We start from the raw sequence: 21,295 nt of genomic DNA on the forward strand, positions 1-21,295 counted from the left end.
TACCGCCGTGGCGGTGGGTGAGACTGAGTCATGCGTAATCTGAGCGAGCAGGAAAAGTTCTGGCAGGGTGAGTTCGGCAACCAGTACGTTGAGCGCAATATCGGCCAACCGCTGGTGGCGGCCAATCTTGCCTTGTTTGCCAAAGCGTTGAGCCGCGCCGGGCGCATTGAAAGCCTGGTGGAGCTGGGCACCAATGCCGGCAATAATTTGCAGGCGCTGCATCAGTTGCTGCCGCGCTGTGAGCTGTTTGGGGTCGAGATCAATGACAGCGCTTTTGCTCAGGCACGGGCGTTGAACATTGCGCAGATCTGGCATGGCTCGCTGTTCGATTTCCCGCGCGAGCGCCGCTACGATCTGACCCTGAGCAAAGGTGTGCTGATCCATCTGGCCCCTGAACTGTTGCCGACCGCTTATGCGCAGTTGTACGCGTTGAGCCAGCGCTATATTTTGATCGCCGAGTACTACAACCCGGCACCGGTGGAAGTGTCCTATCGCGGTAACAGCGGCAAGCTGTTCAAGCGTGATTTCGCCGGTGAAATGCTCGATCGCTACGCTGATCTGCAACTGCTGGATTACGGCTTTGTTTACCATCGTGACCCGCAGTTCCCGGCGGATGACGTCACTTGGTTCCTGATGGAAAAACGTCCTTGAGCAACGTTGCAATCATTCCGGCCCGCGGCGGCAGCAAGCGCATCCCGCGCAAGAATCTCTTGCCGTTCGACGGTGTGCCGATGATTGTCCGTTCGATCCGCACTGCGCTGGAGTCGGGCGTGTTCGATCAGGTCGTGGTCAGCACCGACGATGCCGAGATTGCCGATGTCGCGCGAGCCCATGGCGCGCAAGTGCCGTTCCTGCGCCCGGCGGAACTGGCTGACGATTTCACCGGTACGGCGGCAGTGATCGTGCATGCCTTGCAGCAGTTGCCAACCTTCGATTTCGCCTGCTGTGTGTACGCCACGGCGCCGCTGCTGCAGGCGCGCTATCTGCATCAGGGACTGGAATTACTGGAACAGCGTCGCGACAAGTCTTTTGCGTTTTCCGTGTGCAGTTTCGGTTTTCCGGTGCAGCGTGCGCTGACGCTGGACGGGCAGGGCGCGCTGACTGCGTTGTATCCCGAATTTCGTAATACCCGCTCGCAGGATCTGCCCGAAGCGTTTCAGGATGCCGGTCAGTTCTACTGGGGCCGCAGTGAGGCCTGGTTGCGTGGTGAGGTGGTTTATTCGCCGGCCAGTCTGCCGGTGATTTTGCCCCGGCACCTGGTGCAGGACATCGACACGCCCGAAGACTGGAAGCGCGCCGAATACTTGTACGCCGCGCTCAAGGCGGGCGGAGAGCTGCAATGAGAGTGCTGATTCGCGCCGACGCCTCGCCGACCATCGGCAGTGGCCATATTGCCCGTTGCCTGACGCTGGCGCGGGTGTTGCGCGGGCAGGGCAGCCATGTCGCGTTTGCCTGTCGGCAATTGCCGGGGCATCGGCTGGAGGCGCTGAACGACGAAGGGTTTGAAACCTTTGCGCTGCCTGATCGTTACCTCGCTGAAGACCCACAGCAAGCCATCGAGTCGATGCTGCCGTGGCAGGCCGATATCGACGCACTCGGTCTGCTGCTGGACGGCCATGCCGAGTTCGACTGGATCATCGTCGATCATTACGGCCTCGATCATCACTGGCAAACCGCTGCACGCCGCTGGGCACATCGCATCGCGGCGGTGGATGATCTGGCGACCCGGCGCTACAGCGTTGATCTGTTGCTCAATCAGAACTTGTCCGGCCTCAGCGAAAACTACACACCCTTGCTACCTGAGGGTTGCCGCACGTTGCTGGGCCCGCGCTACGCCATGCTGCGCGAAGAGTTCAATTGCCCGGCCATCGACATCAAACCCACGGCTCGCCGGGTACTGGTGAATTTCGGCGGCTTCGATGCGGCGATGCAGACTCATCACGCGATGCTCGCCCTCGCTGATTTCAGCGAGTTGCAGGTGGATTTCGTTGCTGGTGCCGACAACCCGGCGTGGGCGCAGATGCAGGCCTTGGCCGAGACGCGGCCGAACTGGCGCCTGCACAGCTTCGTCAGTGATTTCTACCAGCGCATGAGCGAAGCCGATCTGTTTATCGGTGCCGGCGGCGGTACCAGTTGGGAGCGTGCAGCGCTGGGGCTGCCGACGATTTGTATCGCGGTGTCGAACAACCAGCAGGTCAACGGCGAAGTCATGGCCGCAGCGGGGGCGCATGTGTTCATGGGCGCCCGTGAGCAGGTCAGTGTCGAGCAATTGCGTGACGCTGTCGGTTTTGTGGTGGGCAATCATTTTCTGCGCCAGAGCCTGGCCGAACGTTCGCGGCAATTGGTCGATGGTCGCGGCGCCGAGCGCGTTGCGGCAGCGCTGGCTGGCGCGGTGCTCAAGTTGCGCCCGGCGACGCTGGACGATGCGCAATTGTTGTTCGAGGGGCGTAATGCCGAAGCCGTGCGGCGCTGGTCGCCGCAGACTGGCGCGATCGATTGGGTGCAACACCTCAACTGGCTGACGGCAAGTTTGCGTAATCCGCAGCGCCTGCTGTTGATCGCCGAGGCAGACGATGGCGCCGTCGGTGTTGTGCGTTATGACCTGCGCGGATTTGAAGCCGAAGTCTCGATCTACTTGCTGCAAGGGCGTATCGGCCTCGGCTGGGGCAGGGCGCTGTTGACCCGTGGTCAGGCATTCGTCGCCGCGCACTGGCCACAACTGGCGGTCATCAACGCCTGCGTCCTGCCGGACAATCTGCCCTCATTGAATGTGTTTCGTGACGCCGGGTTTACCCAAGGGGCCTGCGCGTTCACCCGTGTTTTGAAGGATCACCCGCATGACTAGTTTCAAGATCGGCAACCGCTTGATCGGCGCCGATGCGCCGCCCTTCATCATTGCCGAGATGAGTGGCAACCATAACCAGTCGCTGGACGTGGCCCTGCAAATTGTCGAGGCCGCGGCCAGGGCCGGCGCGCATGCCCTGAAGCTGCAGACCTACACCGCCGAAACCATGACCCTGGACCTGGCTGAGGGCGAGTTCTTTATCAAGGATCCGGGCAGTCTGTGGGCGGGTACTTCGCTCTACGACTTGTATGAAAAAGCCCACACGCCGTGGGAGTGGCATGCACCGATTTTCGCCCGCGCAAAAGAACTGGGCATGCTTGCATTCTCGACACCGTTCGATGCCACAGCGGTGGATTTTCTCGAAAGTCTTGATGTGCCGGCCTACAAGATCGCCAGTTTCGAAAACACCGACCTGCCGTTGATCCGTCGTGTGGCCGCCACCGGCAAGCCGCTGATCATCTCCACCGGCATGGCCAGCATCGCCGAGCTGGATGAAACCGTGCGTGCCGCCCGCGAGGCCGGCTGCAAGGATCTGGTGCTGCTCAAGTGCACCAGCACTTATCCGGCGACGCCGCTCAACAGCAACGTGCGCACGATTCCCCATCTGCGTGAATTGTTCGGTTGCGAAGTGGGGCTGTCCGATCACTCGATGGGCGTTGGCGTGTCGGTGGCGGCGGTGGCGCTGGGCGCGACGGTGGTGGAAAAACACTTCACCCTCGACCGTTCGGCAGGTGGCGTCGATGCGAGTTTTTCGCTGGAGCCGGCGGAAATGGCCAGTCTGGTAGTGGAAACCGAACGAGCCTGGCAGGCCTTGGGTCAGGTGCGCTATGGCGCCACCGACGCCGAACTGAAATCTGTGGTGTATCGCCGCTCGCTGTACGTTACCGCCGACATGGCCGCTGGTGACACCTTTACCGGGGACAATCTGCGGGCGATTCGCCCCGGTCTCGGACTGCCGCCCAAGCACACCGAGGCCGTCCTCGGTCGCCGCGCGCGTGCGCCGATCAAGCGCGGCACGCCGCTGGACTGGTCGCTGGTCGAATAAGCTGATCTGCACCGAATCGGCAAAATAGCGTGACCTGCGAGTCATAACGCGCATCTTCACTGTATTGTATTGATCGGGGAGATGGCGCCTGGCTCGTTTTCGATTCCAGTGATAGCCCTTTGCGCTCCCCGTGGCTGCCCGTTGTGGCGGCCGTTTTCGTTTGTCGGCGCCCCTCGAAATCCTTGCGAGCGGTGGTCTTGGGCTGTTTTTTATTGGGAAGCCGTAATGATTGGCATAAAAAGCATTGCGAGCTACGTTCCTGTAGCCGGCGTGGACAATTACGCACAAGGTGCAAAATTCGAGAAGGATGAAGAATTCATCCTTGGCAAGATCGGCTCGGCGTTCCTGCCGCGCAAAGATGCTGAACAGGAAACCTCCGATCTGTGCGTGGAAGCGGCCAATGCGCTGTTTGCCAGCAACCCTGGACTGAAACGTGAATCGATCGACGCCTTGATCGTCGTCACTCAGAACGGTGATGAAGAAGGCCTGCCGCACACCGCCGCGATCGTACAGGACAAGCTCGGTCTGCCGACCAACGTGGCGGCGTTCGACATTTCCCTGGGCTGCTCCGGTTATGTCTACGGCATCTACGCGATCAAGGGCTTCATGGAAGCCGCCGGTCTGAAGAACGGCCTGCTGATCACTGCTGACCCGTATTCGAAAATCGTCGATCCGGAAGACCGCAACACCACCATGCTGTTTGGCGATGCCGCGACCGCTACGTGGATGGGCGAAGATCCGACCTGGGCGCTGGGCAAGGCCAAGTTCGGCACTGACGGCTCAGGTGCGCCGCACTTGAAAGTCACCGATGGCGTGTTCTTCATGAACGGTCGTCAGGTCTTCAACTTCGCACTGCTCAAAGTCCCGGCACACTTGCACGAACTGCTCGATGATTCCGGTCTGAAGGCCGATGACATCGATGCGTTCTGCATTCACCAGGGCAGTGCGGCGATTGTCGATGCCGTGGCGCGGCGTTTCGAAGGCGAGCCGGAGAAGTTCATCAAGGACATGGTCGAGACCGGTAATACCGTGTCGTCGAGCATTCCGTTGCTGCTGGAAAAACACGTACTCGATTCCGACTGGCAACGTATTGCGCTGAGCGGTTTCGGTGTCGGTCTGTCGTGGGGCTCGGCGATCATCTATCGTCCTTGAGTCCGAGCAAAAACGGCGGATACAAAAATAGCGTTCAAGGTTAACCTTGAACGCTATTTTTTTGCCTGAAACGGAGCGCGAGGCGCCATGAGCGAGTTTTTCCAAGCCAATGCCGAGGTGTTGCAACGGCGCTGGCCGGCGCTGTTCGAGCGACTGATGGCTGAAGACAGTGCGGCCGTTCCAGCTCAATTGGTTGAGGGGCATGGCTCGACGCTGAGCATCAACGGCATTCAACTCACCAGCCGCCATGACCGCCTCCATGAAGCGCGGACTCAGGCGGCCAGCCTGCCAGAAAAAGCACAATTGCATGTTTATGGCACGGGCCTCGGTGATTTGCCCGGGGTGCTGCTTGAACGCGAAGGGCTGCAACGCTTGTACGTGCACATCCTTAACGGCGCGTTGTTTGCGCTGGTGGTGCAACTGCTTGATCAGCGTGAATGGCTGGACGATCCGCGCGTCGAGTTGTTTTATGCCGGTGATCACGCGGATTTTTTCACGCCGTTTTTTGCCTTGCCCGCCGAGATGCTGCTGGCCGATGACTTCAACGCGAAAGTCCGTGATCGCTTGGTCAGTGAAGTGCACCTGAGTTTCAACAATCGGGATTTCGATCCGCAGTCGCCGGAGATTCAACAGCGTTTGCAGGCGTGCCTGCCTGTACTGCTCGCCGATGCGGATGTGGCGCAGTTGTTCGGCACGTGTGTGGGTCGGGAAATCTATGTGATCGCCACCGGGCCGACACTGGAGCAGCATTACCAGCGTCTCGCTGCAATCCGCCAGCGCGCCGAACGCCCGCTATTCATCTGTGTCGACACTGCGTATCGACCGCTGCGCGAACACGGGATTGTGCCTGATCTGGTGGTGAGCATTGATCAGCGCATCAGTTTTCGTCATCTGCCCTTCGAAGAGTCCGACTGCATCCCGCTGGTGTATCTGCCGATGAGCGATCCGGCGGTGTTGAAGGCGTGGAAGGGCAAACGTTACGGTGGTTATTCCGCAAGTCCGATCTACGCGAACTTGCGTGAGCAGCATCCGCGAGCGCAGTTGCACGTTGGCGGCAGTGTGATTCACCCGGCGGTGGATCTGGCGGTAAAGATGGGGGCCGCCAGCATTACGCTGTTTGGCGCTGACTTCGCTTTTCCGATGAACAAGACCCATGCCGGCTGGAACGACGGCGAGCTGGGGCCGTCGGTGAATCAGGCGCGGCATTGGGTGCGCGATGGCCATGGCCAACGGGTCAGCACGCAACTCAATTTTCGCGGTTATCTGTGCGTGCTGGAGCGCTACATCGCTGCGCATCCACAGGTCGGGTTTCTCAACAGCAGCCGCGGCGGGGCGCTGATCGCCGGAACCGCTTTCAATCCGGAGTTTGTGCAATGAGTGCGCTGAGTGTCTGTAAGGATGAATGTCGCCAGTGCGCAGGGTTGTTTCGTCTGGGTCGCGATGTCGAGGCGGCGCTGGCGATGGTCGATGTGTTTGAAAAGGCCCAGCAGTGTTTATCGTCTGCTTCTGCAGAGGTGCAGCAGATGTGGGCGCAGCTGTTACTGCAAATGCTCGCTTCCCAGGAGCGCCAGGACTGGCTGGGGCTGGCTGACGCTATGGAGTATGAACTGGTGGATTTGCTGGAAAGTGTCCCGGCCTGAGTGTGCCGACAGCACTGGCCCGCAGGTTTGCGCGACAGTCGGTTTTATGACGTCATTTATTCGCGGTGGATGGACTGCTAAGTCTTTGTTTTCTCGGGGGTGGCAGGGTGATGGCAAATTTTTTTCAAAAAGCCCTCAAGCAACCTGCAAACCCGACGATAACTATTACGAAGGTTCTCTAGGCCATACCCGGCGGTTGCCAGGGCCGGAAGCCGCAGTACCCAACCAACGAGGAATTCGTCATGGCTTTAACAGTAAACACCAACACTACGTCGTTGAACGTTCAGAAAAACCTGAACCGCGCTTCCGACGCTCTGTCGACTTCGATGCAGCGCCTGTCTTCCGGCCTGAAAATCAACAGCGCTAAAGACGACGCCGCTGGCCTGCAAATCTCCAACCGTATGTCTTCCCAGATCCGCGGTAACACCCAGGCTATCCAGAACGCCAACGACGGTATCTCCGTAGCTCAGACCGCTGAAGGCGCTCTGCAAGCCACTACCGACATTCTGCAGCGTATGCGTGAACTGGCTGTTAAAGCACGTAACGGTACCAACGGCACTGCTGACCAGACCGCTACCAACGCTGAATTCGCTCAGATGTCTGACGAAATCACCCGTATCTCGGCTTCGACCAACCTGAACGGCAAAAACCTGCTGGACGGTTCGGCTGGTACTGTGACCCTGCAAGTGGGCGCAAACACCGGTTCGGCTAACCACATCGACCTGGTACTGAGCTCCAAGTTCGACGCAGTAAGCCTGTCGGTAGGCAGCGGTACTCTGTCCCTGACCGGTGCTAGCGTTTCTGGCGCTGCTACCAACATCGACAGCGCTATCACTGCAATCGACGCCGCTATCGCTGCAATCGGTTCGACTCGTGCCAGCCTGGGTGCTTCGCAAAACCGTCTGACCAGCACCATCCAGAACTTGCAGAACATCACCGAGAACACCACTGCTGCACAAGGTCGCGTACAAGATACCGACTTCGCCGCAGAGACTGCTAACCTGACCAAGCAGCAAACCCTGCAACAGGCTTCGACCTCTGTTCTGGCTCAAGCCAACCAACTGCCTTCCGCTGTACTGAAGCTGCTTCAGTAATTTCGGAATAAGTTTAAGCGGGGGAGTGTGCTTGTCGCGCTCTCTCGCTTTTTTCGTTAAGAGGTGATGGGCATGGACATGAGCGTAAAGCTTAACGTGTCTTATCCGGCTCCCAAGCCAGCGACCCCTGTTGCTGACAAGCCGTCAGAGACGCCAAAAGTTGCGAAGGCCGATGCTCCGGTTGCTGACCGCAAAAGTCAGGACACGGATGACGCCAAGTTGAAACTGGCTGTGCAGGAGATCGAGAAGTTCGTTCAATCGATCAAGCGCAATCTGGAGTTCTCGATCGATGAGCATTCCGGTAAGGTCATCGTCAAGGTGATCGCAAGCGAGACGGGTGAGGTCGTTCGACAGATTCCCTCCGCAGAAGCCCTCAAGCTGGCAGACAGCCTCGCCAATGCGAGCCACGTTCTGTTCGACGCCAAAGTCTGATAGCTGGCATGAATAATGTTTGTACGTTCTCAGGACGCGTGTAACGGTCAAAAGAATGGCAACAATCTGAAGGGAGATGCACATGGCAAGTCCAATTCTACCGGGTTCCGGACTGGGTTCCGGCCTGGACATCGGCGCGATCGTGACCGCGCTGGTCAACGCCGACAAGTCTGCCAAGCAGACGCAGATCGACACTCAGACGAAAACCAACTCGCTGAAGATTTCCGGTGTCGGTTCGCTGAAAAGCGCACTGGCGGCGTATCAGAAGGCGATGACCGACCTTAATAAAGCGTCGAGCCCGGCATTTGCCGGTTTTACCGCAACGTCGGACACACCAACGATTGTCGGTGCAACATCGGACAAAACGGCCGTACCGGGTACTTACAGCGTTGTTGTGAAGAACCTGGCCACCGGCTCGAAAGTCGCCAGTGCCGCATTTGCCGGCGGTGCCGCCAGTGCTATTCCGAGTGGTACTCTGAAAATCAGTCAGAATGGCATTGATTACAATGTTGCGATTCCGGCCAATGCCACCTTGCAGTCCACGCGGGACGCGATCAACACGGCGCAGGCCAGCAACGGTATTTCCGCCAACATCGTGACCGACAGTAGCGGTTCTTCGCGCCTGGTGCTGAGCTCGAACAAGACTGGCGCCGGCATGGACCTGCAGGTCAGCGGTATCGCGGGTCTTGAGATCGATGGCACCCAGGAAATGGGTGACAACCCGGCGGCAGGCGCTTCCGGGGCGGTCGGTAAGGTGGCCAAAGATGCCAACCTCACCATTGACGGGCTGGCTGTCAGCAGCAAGACCAACACGGTAACAGGCGCAATCAGCGGCATGACGCTGAATCTGGTGGCTGCGAGCCCTGTCGTCAACGGCACGGCAACCCCGGCGACGGTTTCGGTTGCGACCAATACCGCCGGTATCCAGACGTCGCTGCAGACGTTCATCGATTCCTACAACACCCTGAAGAAAACCGTCGACACGCTGTCCAAGGCGACGCCGGACGCCGATGGCAATCTGACCGTTTCATCGGCTTTCACCGGTGATGCGCTGCCGCGCTCGTTGATGGCTGATGTGCGTGCTCAGCTGACTGATCCAGGGGCTGGTGGCAAAGGGCAATTGTCCGTGCTGTCGCAGATGGGTGTTCTGACTGACAGTAAAACCGGTTTGCTGACGCTCGACACGGCGGTGTTCAACAAGCGTATGGAACTCCCGGGCATGGCTGGTCAGGTTCAACAGCTGTTCAGTGGTACCGACGCCAAAAATGGTTTGTTGGCACGCATGAACGCGGCGGTTGATCCGTACGTCAAGACCGGTGGCCTGCTCGATCAGCGCAGTTCCAACCTGACGAACATCACCTCGGCCCTGCAAAAGCAGCAGACGGCCCTGGACTTGCGCGTCGATAACCTGACCAAGACGCTGACGGCCAAGTACAACGCCATGGACCTGCTGGTCGGGCAGATGAAAGCAACGGCGAGTAATATCACGTCGTTCTTCAGCTCCCTGAACGCTCAGCAGTCCGCGAAGTAACAGGCAGTAACGACAAAAACCCGGCTACGCTTTATCGGCGTGCGCCGGGTTTTTGTCTTTTGAACTAAAGTTCTGTGATTCGTTGGCGATACACTGGTTATACGAGTCATTGTGGCAATGAGGTAGAACATGAATCCGATGTTAGCCCTTCGGCAGTACCAGAAAGTCGGCGCACACGCTCAGACATCCGAAGCGAGCCCGCACCGTCTGGTGCAAATGTTGATGGAAGGTGGACTGGCCCGTATCGCTCAGGCCAAAGGCGCCATCGAGCGCAAGGACATTCCTGGCAAGTGCACTTCGATCAGCAAAGCGATTGGCATTGTCAGCGGCCTGCGCGAAGGCCTCGATCTGGAGAACAGCGCAGACACCCTGGCTGATCTGGACGGGCTGTACATCTACATGATGAAGCGCCTCGCCGAGGCGAACATCAGCAGCGATCCGCGCATTCTCGATGAGGTTGCAGGCTTGCTGGGCACGGTGAAAGAAGGCTGGGATGCCATTGCTCCTGTGCCAGCTCCGCAGTTCTGAAGGAGATCGTCATGAGTCTAGTATTGCAGCGAATCGCCGATACCCGTGAAGCGTTGGTCACCGCGCTGGCCGAACGCAACTGGGAAGCCATTGGCGAGCTGGATCTGGCTTGCCGTTCCTGCATGGAAGACGTCATGGCTGAAGCTGCGCTGGATGAAGTCGCGTTGCGCGATAATCTTGAGGAGTTGCTCCATGTCTACAAGGAGCTTCTTGAGGTGGCGATGGGGGAGCGACAGGCGATAGCCAACGAGATGTCGCAGATCACCCAAGCGCAAAAGGCGGCAAAGGTTTACCATCTGTTTGGTTAATTAACCCCCAGTTAATCCAGACATGTGCGCCATAAATTTGACTGTGCACGGTTTTTTGACTTAACTAGTGGCTGTTTTCAGATTTCAGGCGTCTACAGGCACATGGTGTCCTGCAAGCGTCTCGCTTGCCCCTTATTTTGGGCATTGAGTTGACTAGGGAAGTTGCTATTGCATGTGGCGTGAAACCAAAATTCTGCTGATCGATGACGATAGCGTCCGCCGCCGCGACCTGGCGGTGATTCTAAATTTTCTTGGCGAAGAAAATTTACCCTGCGGCAGCCATGACTGGCAGCAGGCAGTCGGCTCTTTGTCGTCTAGTCGTGAGGTCATTTGCGTACTGATCGGGACCGTTAATGCTCCTGGTGCGCTTTTGGGCTTGCTAAAGACACTCTCAACCTGGGATGAGTTCCTTCCGGTTTTGTTGATGGGCGATAATTCTTCCGTCGACTTGCCTGAAGATCAGCGTCGCCGAGTGCTTTCGACCCTCGAAATGCCGCCCAGCTACAGCAAATTGCTCGACTCCCTGCACCGTGCCCAGGTCTATCGCGAGATGTATGATCAGGCCCGTGAGCGCGGTCGTCATCGCGAACCCAATCTGTTCCGTAGCCTCGTCGGCACCAGCCGTGCGATCCAGCACGTGCGCCAGATGATGCAGCAAGTGGCCGACACCGACGCCAGCGTGCTGATCCTCGGCGAGTCCGGGACCGGCAAGGAAGTGGTCGCGCGCAACCTGCATTACCATTCCAAGCGTCGCGATGCGCCATTCGTGCCGGTCAACTGCGGGGCGATCCCGGCAGAGCTGCTCGAAAGCGAATTGTTCGGTCACGAGAAGGGCGCCTTCACCGGCGCAATCACCAGTCGTGCCGGGCGTTTCGAACTGGCCAATGGCGGTACGCTGTTCCTCGATGAAATCGGCGACATGCCGCTGCCGATGCAGGTCAAGCTGCTGCGCGTCCTGCAGGAGCGCACCTTCGAGCGCGTGGGCAGCAACAAGACCCAGAGCGTCGACGTGCGCATCATCGCTGCGACGCACAAGAATCTCGAAAGCATGATCGAGATCGGCACCTTCCGCGAAGACCTCTACTATCGCCTCAACGTGTTCCCGATCGAGATGGCGCCGCTGCGTGAGCGCGTCGAAGACATTCCGTTGTTGATGAACGAACTGATCTCGCGCATGGAGCATGAGAAGCGTGGTTCGATCCGCTTCAACTCGGCGGCGATCATGTCGCTGTGCCGTCACGGCTGGCCGGGCAACGTCCGCGAGCTGGCCAACCTGGTCGAGCGCATGGCGATCATGCATCCGTACGGGGTGATCGGCGTGGTCGAACTGCCGAAGAAATTCCGCTACGTCGACGACGAAGACGAGCAAATGGTCGACAGCCTGCGCAGTGATCTCGAAGAGCGCGTGGCGATCAATGGTCATACGCCGGACTTCACCGCCAACGCCATGCTGCCGCCGGAAGGCCTGGACCTGAAGGACTATCTCGGTGGTCTGGAACAGGGGCTGATTCAACAGGCGCTGGACGATGCCAATGGCATTGTCGCGCGTGCGGCTGAACGTCTGCGTATCCGTCGTACCACCCTGGTCGAGAAGATGCGCAAGTACGGCATGAGCCGACGCGATGGAGATGAACAGGCGGAGGATTGACGCCTGTTTTTCAACTGCTTCATTTATAAGCAGTTTTTTTTAGGCACGGGTATTGCTATAGCCCTCGCAACGTTCCGTTTAACTGACGGTCAGCCAAGCGAGAAAGCACAATGCCCCACGCCCAGATGTCTTCTGCCTCCAGTCCCGAGGGGCAACCGTCCTCCGTAGAGCAGGCAAGCCGGCAGGGCCTTGAGCAGGCATTCGAGCTGTTCAGCCAAATGTCCAGCCAACTGACTGACTCTTACAGCATGCTTGAAGCGCGGGTAACCGAGCTTAAGGGTGAGCTGGCAGTGGTGAGCGCCCAGCGCATGCAGGAGCTGGCCGAAAAGGAACGCTTGGCCAACCGTCTGCAAAACCTTCTTGATCTGTTGCCCGGTGGCGTTATCGTCATCGACGGTCACGGCATTGTGCATGAGGCCAACCCGGCCGCCATCGAGTTGCTGGGGCTGCCGCTTGAAGGCGAATTATGGCGCCATGTGATTGCCCGCTGCTTCGCCCCGCGTGAAGACGATGGCCATGAAATTTCCCTGAAAAACGGTCGGCGCCTGTCGATTGCCACCCGCTCGCTGGACGCCGAGCCGGGGCAACTGGTGCTGCTCAACGACCTGACAGAAACCCGTCATCTGCAGGATCAACTGGCGCGCCACGAGCGCTTGTCCTCGTTGGGCCGTATGGTCGCTTCGCTGGCGCATCAGATCCGCACGCCGTTGTCCGCAGCGTTGCTCTACGCCAGTCATTTGACTGAGCAGGAATTGCCGGTGGCCACTCAGCAGCGTTTCGCGGGGCGCCTGAAAGAGCGCCTGCATGAGCTGGAGCACCAGGTGCGCGACATGCTGGTGTTCGCTCGCGGTGAATTGCCGCTGACCGATCGCCTCACACCCAACGCTTTGATGCAGGCGCTGCAAGCGGCGGCGCTGACCCATGTGCAGGATCTGCCAATCCGCTGGCAGTGCGACAGTCATGTCGGCGAGCTGCTGTGTAATCGCGACACGTTGGTCGGCGCGCTGTTGAATCTGATCGAAAACGCGATTCAGGCCAGTGCCGGCGACGTCCGCCTGAAAGTCCATTGCTACACCCGCGACAACAGCCTGCGCCTGTGCATCAGCGACAGTGGCAGCGGCATCGAGCCAGCCGTTCTGGCGCGGCTCGGCGAACCGTTTTTTACCACCAAAGTTACCGGTACCGGCCTCGGCCTGACCGTGGTCAAGGCTGTGGCTCGGGCACATCAGGGAGAATTGCTGCTGCGTTCGCGGGTCGGGCGCGGCACGTGCGCGCAGGTGATTCTGCCGCTGTTTTCCGCGGTACAGGGAGCTGAGTGAAAGACATGGGCATCAAGGTTTTGCTGGTCGAAGATGACCGTTCGTTGCGCGAAGCGCTGGCCGACACGCTGTTGCTGGCCGGCCACGATTATCACTCGGTCGGTTGCGCTGAAGACGCGCTGACGGCAGTAGCGCGCGAAGCGTTCAGTCTGGTAGTCAGTGACGTCAACATGCCCGGCATGGATGGTCATCAATTGCTTGCACTGCTGCGTGCCCGCCAGCCGCAATTACCGGTGCTGCTGATGACGGCGCACGGTGCGGTCGAGCGCGCGGTCGATGCGATGCGTCAGGGGGCGGCGGACTATCTGGTCAAACCGTTCGAGCCCAAGGCTTTGCTGGATCTGGTGGCGCGGCATGCGCTGGGCAATATTGGCGTGAGCGACATTGAAGGCCCTATCGCCGTCGAGCCGGCCAGTGCGCAACTTCTCGAATTGGCCGCACGAGTGGCGCGCAGCGATTCCACGGTGCTGATCTCCGGCGAATCCGGTACGGGTAAAGAAGTGCTGGCGCGCTACATTCATCAGCAATCCCATCGCGCCAGCCAGCCGTTCATTGCGATCAACTGTGCGGCGATCCCTGACAACATGCTCGAGGCGACGCTGTTCGGTCACGAGAAGGGTTCGTTCACCGGTGCCATCGCCGCGCAGGCCGGCAAATTCGAACAGGCGGACGGCGGCACATTACTGCTCGACGAAATCTCCGAAATGCCCCTTGGCCTGCAAGCCAAACTGCTACGCGTGTTGCAGGAGCGCGAAGTCGAGCGTGTCGGTGCGCGTAAGCCGATTGCCCTGGATATTCGCGTGGTCGCCACCACTAACCGCGACTTGGTGGGCGAAGTGGCGGCGGGGCGTTTCCGTGAAGACCTTTATTACCGTTTGTCGGTTTTCCCTCTCGCGTGGCGTCCACTTCGCGAGCGCACTGCCGATATCCTGCCGCTGGCCGAAAGGTTGCTGGCCAAACACGTCAATAAAATGAAGCACGCCGCAGCGAAACTTTCGCCTGACGCACAAGCCTGCCTGATCGCGTACCCGTGGCCGGGTAATGTGCGTGAACTGGATAACGCCATTCAGCGAGCGCTGATCCTGCAGCAGGGCGGTTTGATTCAGCCGCAGGATTTCTGTCTGGCAGGTCCCGTGACGTACACCGCGGTGCCCGTCGCCGCGCCGGTGTCTGCGGTGATTCGCGAGGTGGAAATCGATGCGGATTCCGCCGGTGCACTGGGTGATGACCTGCGCCGCCGGGAGTTTCAGATGATCATCGACACCCTGCGCGCCGAGCGTGGACGACGCAAGGAAGCCGCAGAAAAGCTCGGCATCAGCCCGCGTACCCTGCGCTACAAACTGGCGCAAATGCGCGATGCCGGGATGGACGTCGAAGGTTATCTGTTCGCCACCTGAGGCGTGATGAAAAAGTTGAAAACGCTTTTCTGAAAGAGGTGCCCATGAGCTGGCACCCTTGTTGCTAATACCTGTGTACCCGCCGAGTGAGTGTCAAAAAATTGCGGGCCGCCCAAGAGAGTAGACCATGAGCCAAGGTATTGAATTTAATCGGTTGATGACAGACATGAAGGCCATGAAACTGGATGCCATGTCTGCGCCGAAATCGACGACCGCTGTCCCTGAGCTGGGAGGCAGCAGCTTTTCCGACATGCTCGGTCAGGCGATCAATAAGGTCAGCGATACCCAGACCGCGTCGACTCAGTTGGCCAATGCCTTTGAAGTGGGCAAGAGCGGCGTCGATCTGACGGACGTGATGATCGCTTCGCAAAAAGCCAGCGTGTCGTTCCAGGCTCTGACCCAGGTGCGCAACAAGCTGGTTCAGGCTTATCAAGACATCATGCAGATGCCGGTTTAAGGACGAGATTGAGTCATGGCAGAAGCAGTCGCCGATAACGTTCCGGCCAAGGCCACCCCGATAGACGGCAAACCGCCGCTGTTCGGCCTGTCCTTCCTGGAAAACCTCTCCGAGATGACCATGCTGCGTCAGGTGGGCCTGTTGGTCGGCCTGGCTGCGAGCGTGGCGATTGGCTTTGCCGTGGTGCTGTGGTCGCAGCAGCCGGATTACCGTCCGTTGTACGGCAGCCTTGCCGGCATGGACGCCAAGCAGGTCATGGAAACCCTGGCCGCCGCCGACATTCCTTACAACGTCGAACCGAACTCCGGCGCCTTGCTGGTCAAGGCCGACGACCTGTCCCGTGCGCGGATGAAACTCGCGGCTGCTGGTGTCACTCCCAGCGACGGCAATATCGGTTTCGAAATCCTCGACAAGGAACAGGGGCTGGGCACCAGCCAGTTCATGGAAGCGACGCGTTATCGTCGCGGCCTCGAAGGTGAACTGGCGCGGACCATTTCCAGCCTGAACAACGTCAAGGGTGCCCGCGTGCACCTGGCGATTCCGAAAAGCTCGGTGTTCGTCCGTGACGAGCGCAAGCCAAGCGCTTCGGTGCTGATCGAGTTGTACTCCGGTCGTTCGCTGGAGCCGGGTCAGGTGATTGCGATCATCAACCTGGTGGCGACTTCTGTTCCCGAGTTGAGCAAATCGCAGATCACCGTCGTCGACCAGAAGGGCAACCTGCTCTCTGATCAGGCGGAAAACTCCGAAATGACCATGGCCGGCAAGCAGTTCGATTACAGCCGCCGCATGGAAAGCATGCTCACCCAGCGCGTGCACAACATTCTGCAACCGGTATTGGGCAACGATCGCTATAAGGCGGAAGTTTCGGCTGACATCGATTTCAACGCTGTCGAGTCGACGGCCGAGCAGTTCAACCCGGATCAACCGGCGTTGCGCAGCGAGCAGTCGGTCAACGAACAACGCACCGCCAGCAATGGCCCGCAAGGTGTGCCGGGTGCCCTGAGCAACCAGCCGCCGTCGCCAGCCTCGGCGCCGCAAACCACCGGTGGTGCCGCAGCGCCAGCCGCGATGGTGCAGCCAGGTCAGCCGTTGGTTGACGCCAACGGTCAGCAGATCATGGACCCGGCCACCGGCCAGCCGATGCTCGCGCCGTACCCGGCAGACAAGCGTCAACAATCGACCAAGAACTTCGAGCTCGACCGTTCCATCAGCCACACCAAACAGCAGCAGGGTCGCCTGAATCGTCTGTCGGTGTCGGTTGTTGTCGACGATCAGGTCAAGGTCAACGCGGCCAACGGCGAAACCAGCCGTACGCCGTGGAGCGCCGACGAATTGGCGCGCTTCACTCGTCTGGTCCAGGATGCCGTCGGTTTCGACGCCAGCCGTGGCGACAGCGTCAGCGTGATCAACATGCCGTTCTCTGCCGAGCGCGGCGAAGTGATTGCCGATATTCCGTTCTACTCCCAGCCATGGTTCTGGGACATCGTCAAACAAGTGCTGGGTGTGTTGTTCATCCTGGTGCTGGTGTTTGGTGTGCTGCGTCCGGTGCTCAACAACATCACCGGCGGCGGCAAAGGCAAGGAGCTGGCCGGTCTTGGCAGCGACGTGGAACTCGGTGGCATGGGCGGCCTGGACGGCGAACTTTCCAACGACCGCGTGAGCCTCGGTGGTCCGCAGAGCATTCTGTTGCCGAGCCCGAGTGAGGGTTATGACGCGCAACTGAATGCAATCAAGAGTCTGGTGGCAGAAGACCCGGGTCGCGTGGCCCAGGTCGTGAAAGAGTGGATTAACGCAGATGAGTGATAACCGAGCCGCTGTCGCTAAACTGTCCCGGGTCGACAAAGCCGCAATTCTGCTGCTGTCCCTGGGTTCGACCGATGCTGCGCAAGTGCTGCGCCACATGGGCCCGAAAGAGGTTCAGCGTGTGGGTGTGGCCATGGCGCAGATGGGCAACGTCCATCGCGAACAGGTCGAGCAGGTCATGAGCGAGTTCGTCGACATCGTCGGCGACCAGACCAGCCTGGGTGTCGGTTCCGACGACTACGTGCGCAAAATGCTCACCCAGGCCCTGGGTGAAGACAAGGCCAACGGCCTGATCGACCGCATCCTGCTCGGTGGCAACACCAGTGGCCTCGACAGCCTGAAATGGATGGAGCCGCGCGCCGTTGCCGACGTGATCCGTTACGAACACCCGCAGATTCAGGCGATCGTGGTCGCGTACCTCGACCCGGATCAGGCCGGTGAAGTGCTGGGCAACTTCGACCACAAGGTGCGTCTGGACATCATCCTGCGCGTGTCGTCGTTGAACACCGTACAGCCAGCAGCATTGAAAGAGCTCAACCAGATTCTCGAGAAGCAGTTCTCCGGCAACTCGAATGCCTCGCGCACCACCCTGGGTGGCATCAAGCGTGCGGCGGACATCATGAACTTCCTCGACAGCTCGATCGAAGGCCAGCTCATGGACTCGATCCGCGAAGTCGACGAAGACCTGTCCGGTCAGATCGAAGACCTCATGTTCGTGTTCAACAACCTCGCCGATGTCGACGACCGTGGCATTCAGGCGTTGCTGCGCGAAGTGTCTTCCGACGTGCTGGTGCTGGCCCTCAAGGGTTCCGACGAAGGCGTCAAAGAGAAGATCTTCAAGAACATGTCCAAACGTGCTGCCGAACTGTTGCGCGACGACCTCGAGGCCAAAGGCCCGGTACGCGTCAGCGACGTCGAAACCGCACAGAAAGAAATCCTCACCATTGCCCGTCGTATGGCCGAAGCCGGCGAAATCGTCCTCGGTGGCAAAGGTGGCGAGGAAATGATCTAAGCCCATGGACAAGCACGACGACGATGTGACGGATCTGATCCGTGCCCGCGATGTCCGTGGTTTCGAATCCTGGGCCATGCCCAGCTTCGATCCGCCGAAGCCGGAACCCGAGCCTGAGCCGGAACCCGAACCGCCGGAAATGGAAGAAGTGCCGCTGGAAGAAGTCCAGCCACTGACTCTGGAAGAACTCGAAAGCATCCGTCAGGAGGCTTACAACGAGGGCTTCGGCATCGGCGAAAAGGAAGGTTTTCACAGTGCCACGCTCAAGGTCCGTCAGGAAGCTGAAGTGGCGTTGGCGGCAAAACTTGCCAGCCTTGAGCAGTTGATGGCGAACCTGTTCGAACCCATCGCTGAGCAAGACACGCAGATCGAAAAGTCGCTGGTCGACCTCGTGCAACACATCACCAAACAGGTGATCAAGCGCGAACTGGCCATCGATTCCAGCCAGATCGAACACGTCATGCGTGATGCCCTCAAGCTGTTGCCGCTGGGCGTCGATAACGTGCGTCTGTACGTCAATCCGCAGGACTTCGAGCAGGCCAAGGCCTTGCGCGAACGTCATGAGGAAAACTGGCGCATCGTCGAAGATGAATCGCTGCTGCCGGGTGGCTGCCGGGTTGAAACCGAGCACAGCCGCATTGATGCGAGCATTGAAACCCGCGTTACTCAGGTCATGGCCAAACTGTTCGATCAGTTGCACGAGCAGGCTTTGCACCCTGCTGAAGCGGATCTGACTCTGGACATTCCAGAAGACGTAAAACCGGCGGCCTCGCCTGAAGAGCCGCTCGCGGACGAACCCGATGCGCCTTGAACGCACCAGTTTCGCCAAGCGCCTGAGCACTTACGCTGAGGCCACCGAGATTGCCGGTGCGCCGATTCTTGAAGGCCGCCTGCTGCGCATGGTCGGCCTCACCCTCGAAGCCGAAGGCCTTCGCGCGGCCATGGGCACGCGCTGCCTGGTGATCAATGACGACAGCTATCACCCCTCCCAGGTGGAAGCGGAAGTCATGGGCTTTTCCGGCAGCAAAGTCTTTCTGATGCCGGTCGGCAGTGTCGCCGGCATCGCCCCTGGCGCTCGCGTGGTGCCACTGGCTGATACCGGTCGTTTGCCGATGGGCATGAGCATGCTCGGTCGCGTCCTCGACGGTGCGGGCCGTGCGCTGGATGGCAAGGGCGGCATGAAAGCCGAAGACTGGGTGCCGATGGACGGCCCGACGATCAACCCGCTCAACCGTGACCCGATCAGCGTGCCGCTGGATGTCGGTATCCGTTGCATCAACGGTTTGCTGACGGTCGGTCGCGGCCAGCGTCTCGGTCTGTTCGCCGGTACCGGTGTCGGTAAGTCCGTGCTGTTGGGCATGATGACCCGCTTCACCGAGGCCGACATCATCGTCGTCGGCCTGATCGGCGAGCGGGGTCGCGAAGTTAAGGAATTCATCGAGCACAGCCTCGGTGAAGAAGGCCTCAAGCGTTCCGTGGTGGTTGCCTCGCCAGCGGACGATGCGCCGTTGATGCGTCTGCGCGCTGCGATGTATTGCACGCGCATCGCCGAGTATTTCCGCGACAAGGGCAAGAACGTCCTGTTGCTGATGGATTCGCTGACCCGTTTCGCTCAGGCGCAGCGGGAAATCGCTTTGGCCATCGGCGAGCCGCCCGCGACCAAGGGTTATCCGCCATCGGTGTTCGCCAAATTGCCGAAACTGGTCGAGCGCGCCGGTAACGCAGAGAAGGGCGGTGGTTCGATTACCGCGTTCTACACCGTGCTGTCCGAAGGCGATGACCAGCAGGATCCGATTGCCGACTCGGCCCGAGGCGTGCTCGACGGCCACATCGTGTTGTCGCGGCGCTTGGCTGAAGAGGGTCACTATCCGGCCATCGACATCGAAGCGTCGATCAGCCGGGTGATGCCAGCGGTGGTTTCGCCAGAGCACATGCAGCGCGCGCAGTACTTCAAACAGTTGTGGTCGCGTTATCAGCAGAGTCGCGATCTGATCAGCGTTGGCGCCTACGTTGCCGGCGGCGATCGCGAGACCGATCTGGCGATCTCCCTGCAACCACAATTGGTTCGCTACCAGCGTCAGGGCCTCAACGACAAAATCAACATGGGCGAAAGCCAGGCTTACCTCGCAACCCTGTTTGCCCCAGCGGCGGGCGGCTAACCGGCCATGGCTGCCGTCAGTCGAGCCGCGCGTCTGGCGCCGGTGGTGGACATGGCCGAACAGGCCGAGAAAGCCGCCGTTCAACGCCTGGGCTATTTTCAGGGTCAGGTAAAAGTTGCGGAAAGCAAACTGGCTGACCTCAATGCCTTTCGTCTGGATTATTCCGAGCAATGGATCGTGCGCGGCGCCACCGGCGTGAGCGGGCAATGGTTACTGGGCTTTCAGGGCTTTCTGGCGCAGCTCGACACTGCTGTTGATCAGCAGCGGCAGAGCCTGGTCTGGCACCAGAACAAACTCGACAAGGCGCGTGAGGAATGGCAACAGGCGTTTGCCAAGGTCGAAGGTCTGCGCAAACTGGTGCAGCGTTATCGCGAAGAGGCGCAACGCCTCGAAGACAAGCGCGAGCAGAAGCTGCTCGACGAGTTGTCGCAGCGCTTGCCCCGCCAGAATCCCTTTTAAAACAAGATCAAAAGATCGCAGCCTTCGGCAGTTCCTACAGGGGGATCAGTGTAGGAGCTGCCGAAGGCTGCGATCTTTTGATCTGGCTTCTAACCTTGCTGCAACTCTGTGCAGGTGCTAAACCTTGTACAGGTTCGTCAATGACAAGGAAGCCAGTCAATGTCAGTCGTTACAGAAGTCTCTCCAGATGGTCAAAAACTGACGATCTCGGTCAAGGGGCGATTCGATTTCGGTCGCCATCAGGAATTTCGTGAGTCCTACGAGCATCTTGCCAAGAAGCCCGACTCCATCGTGGTTGATCTGAAAGAGGCCACCTATCTCGATAGCTCCGCATTGGGCATGCTGCTCCTGCTGAGGGATCACGCCGGTGGCGATAACTCGGATGTGCGGGTGGTGAACAGCAGCTCCGACGTGCGCAAGATCCTCGCCATCTCCAATTTCGACAAACTCTTCGACATCAGTTGAC

The 21,295-nt window shown here is 59.4% G+C and carries 22 protein-coding genes; all 22 read left to right on the forward strand.

The annotated features are described in order from the left end of the window. Positions 1-30 precede the first annotated feature (30 nt). Positions 31-651 carry a pseudaminic acid biosynthesis-associated methylase gene (locus PspR84_RS08205; protein ID WP_160056760.1) on the forward strand — a complete coding sequence of 207 codons (621 nt, stop codon included), beginning with the start codon at positions 31-33 and terminating at the stop codon, positions 649-651. Next, on the forward strand, positions 648-1,343 hold the full coding sequence (gene pseF, locus PspR84_RS08210; protein WP_160056762.1) for a pseudaminic acid cytidylyltransferase: 696 nt from the start codon (positions 648-650) through the stop codon (positions 1,341-1,343). Before PspR84_RS08205 ends, pseF begins: the two co-directional genes overlap by 4 nt. Beyond that, entirely contained in the window at positions 1,340-2,845 is a 1,506-nt protein-coding gene (gene pseG / locus PspR84_RS08215) for a UDP-2,4-diacetamido-2,4,6-trideoxy-beta-L-altropyranose hydrolase (RefSeq protein WP_160056764.1), read from the forward strand. The genes pseF and pseG overlap by 4 nt, the downstream gene beginning before the upstream one ends. Then, complete coding sequence (gene pseI, locus PspR84_RS08220) at positions 2,838-3,890, forward strand: pseudaminic acid synthase (protein ID WP_160056766.1); 1,053 nt, start codon at positions 2,838-2,840, stop codon at positions 3,888-3,890. The genes pseG and pseI overlap by 8 nt, the downstream gene beginning before the upstream one ends. A 225-nt stretch (positions 3,891-4,115) precedes the next feature. Then, entirely contained in the window at positions 4,116-5,042 is a 927-nt protein-coding gene (locus PspR84_RS08225) for a ketoacyl-ACP synthase III (RefSeq protein ID WP_160056768.1), read from the forward strand. 87 nt (positions 5,043-5,129) lie between these two features. Next, complete coding sequence (locus PspR84_RS08230; RefSeq protein ID WP_160056770.1) at positions 5,130-6,419, forward strand: 6-hydroxymethylpterin diphosphokinase MptE-like protein; 1,290 nt, start codon at positions 5,130-5,132, stop codon at positions 6,417-6,419. Continuing rightward, complete coding sequence (locus PspR84_RS08235) at positions 6,416-6,682, forward strand: hypothetical protein (RefSeq protein WP_160056772.1); 267 nt, start codon at positions 6,416-6,418, stop codon at positions 6,680-6,682. The genes PspR84_RS08230 and PspR84_RS08235 overlap by 4 nt, the downstream gene beginning before the upstream one ends. 242 nt (positions 6,683-6,924) lie before the next feature. Then, on the forward strand, positions 6,925-7,776 hold the full coding sequence (locus tag PspR84_RS08240; protein ID WP_141128976.1) for a flagellin domain-containing protein: 852 nt from the start codon (positions 6,925-6,927) through the stop codon (positions 7,774-7,776). A gap of 72 nt (positions 7,777-7,848) precedes the next feature. Next, positions 7,849-8,208, forward strand: a complete 360-nt coding sequence (locus PspR84_RS08245; protein WP_160056774.1) for a flagellar protein FlaG — start codon at positions 7,849-7,851, stop codon at positions 8,206-8,208. An 82-nt stretch (positions 8,209-8,290) separates the two neighbouring features. Further along, positions 8,291-9,739, forward strand: a complete 1,449-nt coding sequence (fliD, locus tag PspR84_RS08250) for a flagellar filament capping protein FliD (protein WP_160056776.1) — start codon at positions 8,291-8,293, stop codon at positions 9,737-9,739. 129 nt (positions 9,740-9,868) lie between these two features. Then, positions 9,869-10,267, forward strand: a complete 399-nt coding sequence (gene fliS / locus PspR84_RS08255) for a flagellar export chaperone FliS (RefSeq protein ID WP_141128979.1) — start codon at positions 9,869-9,871, stop codon at positions 10,265-10,267. 11 nt (positions 10,268-10,278) lie between these two features. Further along, a complete protein-coding gene (locus PspR84_RS08260; protein ID WP_016984299.1) occupies positions 10,279-10,575 on the forward strand; it encodes a hypothetical protein in 297 nt (98 codons plus the stop codon). A 172-nt stretch (positions 10,576-10,747) separates the two neighbouring features. Beyond that, entirely contained in the window at positions 10,748-12,223 is a 1,476-nt protein-coding gene (locus PspR84_RS08265) for a sigma-54 dependent transcriptional regulator (RefSeq protein WP_007920053.1), read from the forward strand. Between the two features lie 125 nt (positions 12,224-12,348). Beyond that, positions 12,349-13,542: an ATP-binding protein gene (locus PspR84_RS08270; RefSeq protein WP_174244496.1), complete on the forward strand. Its 1,194-nt coding sequence runs from the start codon at positions 12,349-12,351 to the stop codon at positions 13,540-13,542. Between the two features lie 5 nt (positions 13,543-13,547). Further along, the gene (locus tag PspR84_RS08275; RefSeq protein WP_160056780.1) at positions 13,548-14,939 is read left to right on the forward strand and encodes a sigma-54 dependent transcriptional regulator; all 1,392 of its coding nucleotides are present in this window, start codon (positions 13,548-13,550) and stop codon (positions 14,937-14,939) included. A gap of 127 nt (positions 14,940-15,066) precedes the next feature. Beyond that, entirely contained in the window at positions 15,067-15,396 is a 330-nt protein-coding gene (gene fliE / locus PspR84_RS08280; RefSeq protein ID WP_007920044.1) for a flagellar hook-basal body complex protein FliE, read from the forward strand. Positions 15,397-15,411: 15 nt separating this feature from the next. Continuing rightward, positions 15,412-17,199, forward strand: a complete 1,788-nt coding sequence (gene fliF / locus PspR84_RS08285) for a flagellar basal-body MS-ring/collar protein FliF (RefSeq protein ID WP_160056782.1) — start codon at positions 15,412-15,414, stop codon at positions 17,197-17,199. Then, positions 17,192-18,211 (forward strand): flagellar motor switch protein FliG, encoded by a 1,020-nt coding sequence (gene fliG / locus PspR84_RS08290; RefSeq protein WP_007958288.1) that lies wholly within the window; start codon positions 17,192-17,194, stop codon positions 18,209-18,211. Before fliF ends, fliG begins: the two co-directional genes overlap by 8 nt. A 4-nt stretch (positions 18,212-18,215) precedes the next feature. After that, complete coding sequence (gene fliH, locus PspR84_RS08295) at positions 18,216-19,022, forward strand: flagellar assembly protein FliH (RefSeq protein WP_160056784.1); 807 nt, start codon at positions 18,216-18,218, stop codon at positions 19,020-19,022. Next, a complete protein-coding gene (gene fliI / locus PspR84_RS08300) occupies positions 19,012-20,370 on the forward strand; it encodes a flagellar protein export ATPase FliI (protein WP_160056786.1) in 1,359 nt (452 codons plus the stop codon). The genes fliH and fliI overlap by 11 nt, the downstream gene beginning before the upstream one ends. 6 nt (positions 20,371-20,376) lie before the next feature. Then, complete coding sequence (gene fliJ, locus PspR84_RS08305) at positions 20,377-20,829, forward strand: flagellar export protein FliJ (RefSeq protein WP_160056788.1); 453 nt, start codon at positions 20,377-20,379, stop codon at positions 20,827-20,829. Positions 20,830-20,988: 159 nt separating this feature from the next. Next, positions 20,989-21,294, forward strand: coding sequence for an STAS domain-containing protein (locus PspR84_RS08310; RefSeq protein ID WP_160056790.1), 306 nt, complete (start codon positions 20,989-20,991; stop codon positions 21,292-21,294). Position 21,295: the final 1 nt, after the last annotated feature.

It is taken from the genome of Pseudomonas sp. R84 (genome assembly GCF_009834515.1).
GTDB lineage: Bacteria > Pseudomonadota > Gammaproteobacteria > Pseudomonadales > Pseudomonadaceae > Aquipseudomonas.

Bases quoted from the DNA above. Each gene is read 5' to 3' on its own strand.
- PspR84_RS08310 (WP_160056790.1), top strand. From the start codon at position 20,989: ATGTCAGTCGTTACAGAAGTCTCTCCAGATGGTCAAAAACTGACGATC.
- PspR84_RS08265 (WP_007920053.1), top strand. From the start codon at position 10,748: ATGTGGCGTGAAACCAAAATTCTGCTGATCGATGACGATAGCGTCCGC.
- fliG (WP_007958288.1), top strand. From the start codon at position 17,192: ATGAGTGATAACCGAGCCGCTGTCGCTAAACTGTCCCGGGTCGACAAA.
- PspR84_RS08240 (WP_141128976.1), top strand. From the start codon at position 6,925: ATGGCTTTAACAGTAAACACCAACACTACGTCGTTGAACGTTCAGAAA.
- fliS (WP_141128979.1), top strand. From the start codon at position 9,869: ATGAATCCGATGTTAGCCCTTCGGCAGTACCAGAAAGTCGGCGCACAC.
- PspR84_RS08275 (WP_160056780.1), top strand. From the start codon at position 13,548: ATGGGCATCAAGGTTTTGCTGGTCGAAGATGACCGTTCGTTGCGCGAA.
- PspR84_RS08260 (WP_016984299.1), top strand. From the start codon at position 10,279: ATGAGTCTAGTATTGCAGCGAATCGCCGATACCCGTGAAGCGTTGGTC.
- PspR84_RS08270 (WP_174244496.1), top strand. From the start codon at position 12,349: ATGTCTTCTGCCTCCAGTCCCGAGGGGCAACCGTCCTCCGTAGAGCAG.
- pseI (WP_160056766.1), top strand. From the start codon at position 2,838: ATGACTAGTTTCAAGATCGGCAACCGCTTGATCGGCGCCGATGCGCCG.
- fliD (WP_160056776.1), top strand. From the start codon at position 8,291: ATGGCAAGTCCAATTCTACCGGGTTCCGGACTGGGTTCCGGCCTGGAC.
- pseG (WP_160056764.1), top strand. From the start codon at position 1,340: ATGAGAGTGCTGATTCGCGCCGACGCCTCGCCGACCATCGGCAGTGGC.
- fliE (WP_007920044.1), top strand. From the start codon at position 15,067: ATGAGCCAAGGTATTGAATTTAATCGGTTGATGACAGACATGAAGGCC.
- PspR84_RS08245 (WP_160056774.1), top strand. From the start codon at position 7,849: ATGGACATGAGCGTAAAGCTTAACGTGTCTTATCCGGCTCCCAAGCCA.
- PspR84_RS08230 (WP_160056770.1), top strand. From the start codon at position 5,130: ATGAGCGAGTTTTTCCAAGCCAATGCCGAGGTGTTGCAACGGCGCTGG.
- PspR84_RS08235 (WP_160056772.1), top strand. From the start codon at position 6,416: ATGAGTGCGCTGAGTGTCTGTAAGGATGAATGTCGCCAGTGCGCAGGG.
- PspR84_RS08205 (WP_160056760.1), top strand. From the start codon at position 31: ATGCGTAATCTGAGCGAGCAGGAAAAGTTCTGGCAGGGTGAGTTCGGC.
- fliH (WP_160056784.1), top strand. From the start codon at position 18,216: ATGGACAAGCACGACGACGATGTGACGGATCTGATCCGTGCCCGCGAT.
- PspR84_RS08225 (WP_160056768.1), top strand. From the start codon at position 4,116: ATGATTGGCATAAAAAGCATTGCGAGCTACGTTCCTGTAGCCGGCGTG.
- fliI (WP_160056786.1), top strand. From the start codon at position 19,012: ATGCGCCTTGAACGCACCAGTTTCGCCAAGCGCCTGAGCACTTACGCT.
- fliF (WP_160056782.1), top strand. From the start codon at position 15,412: ATGGCAGAAGCAGTCGCCGATAACGTTCCGGCCAAGGCCACCCCGATA.
- fliJ (WP_160056788.1), top strand. From the start codon at position 20,377: ATGGCTGCCGTCAGTCGAGCCGCGCGTCTGGCGCCGGTGGTGGACATG.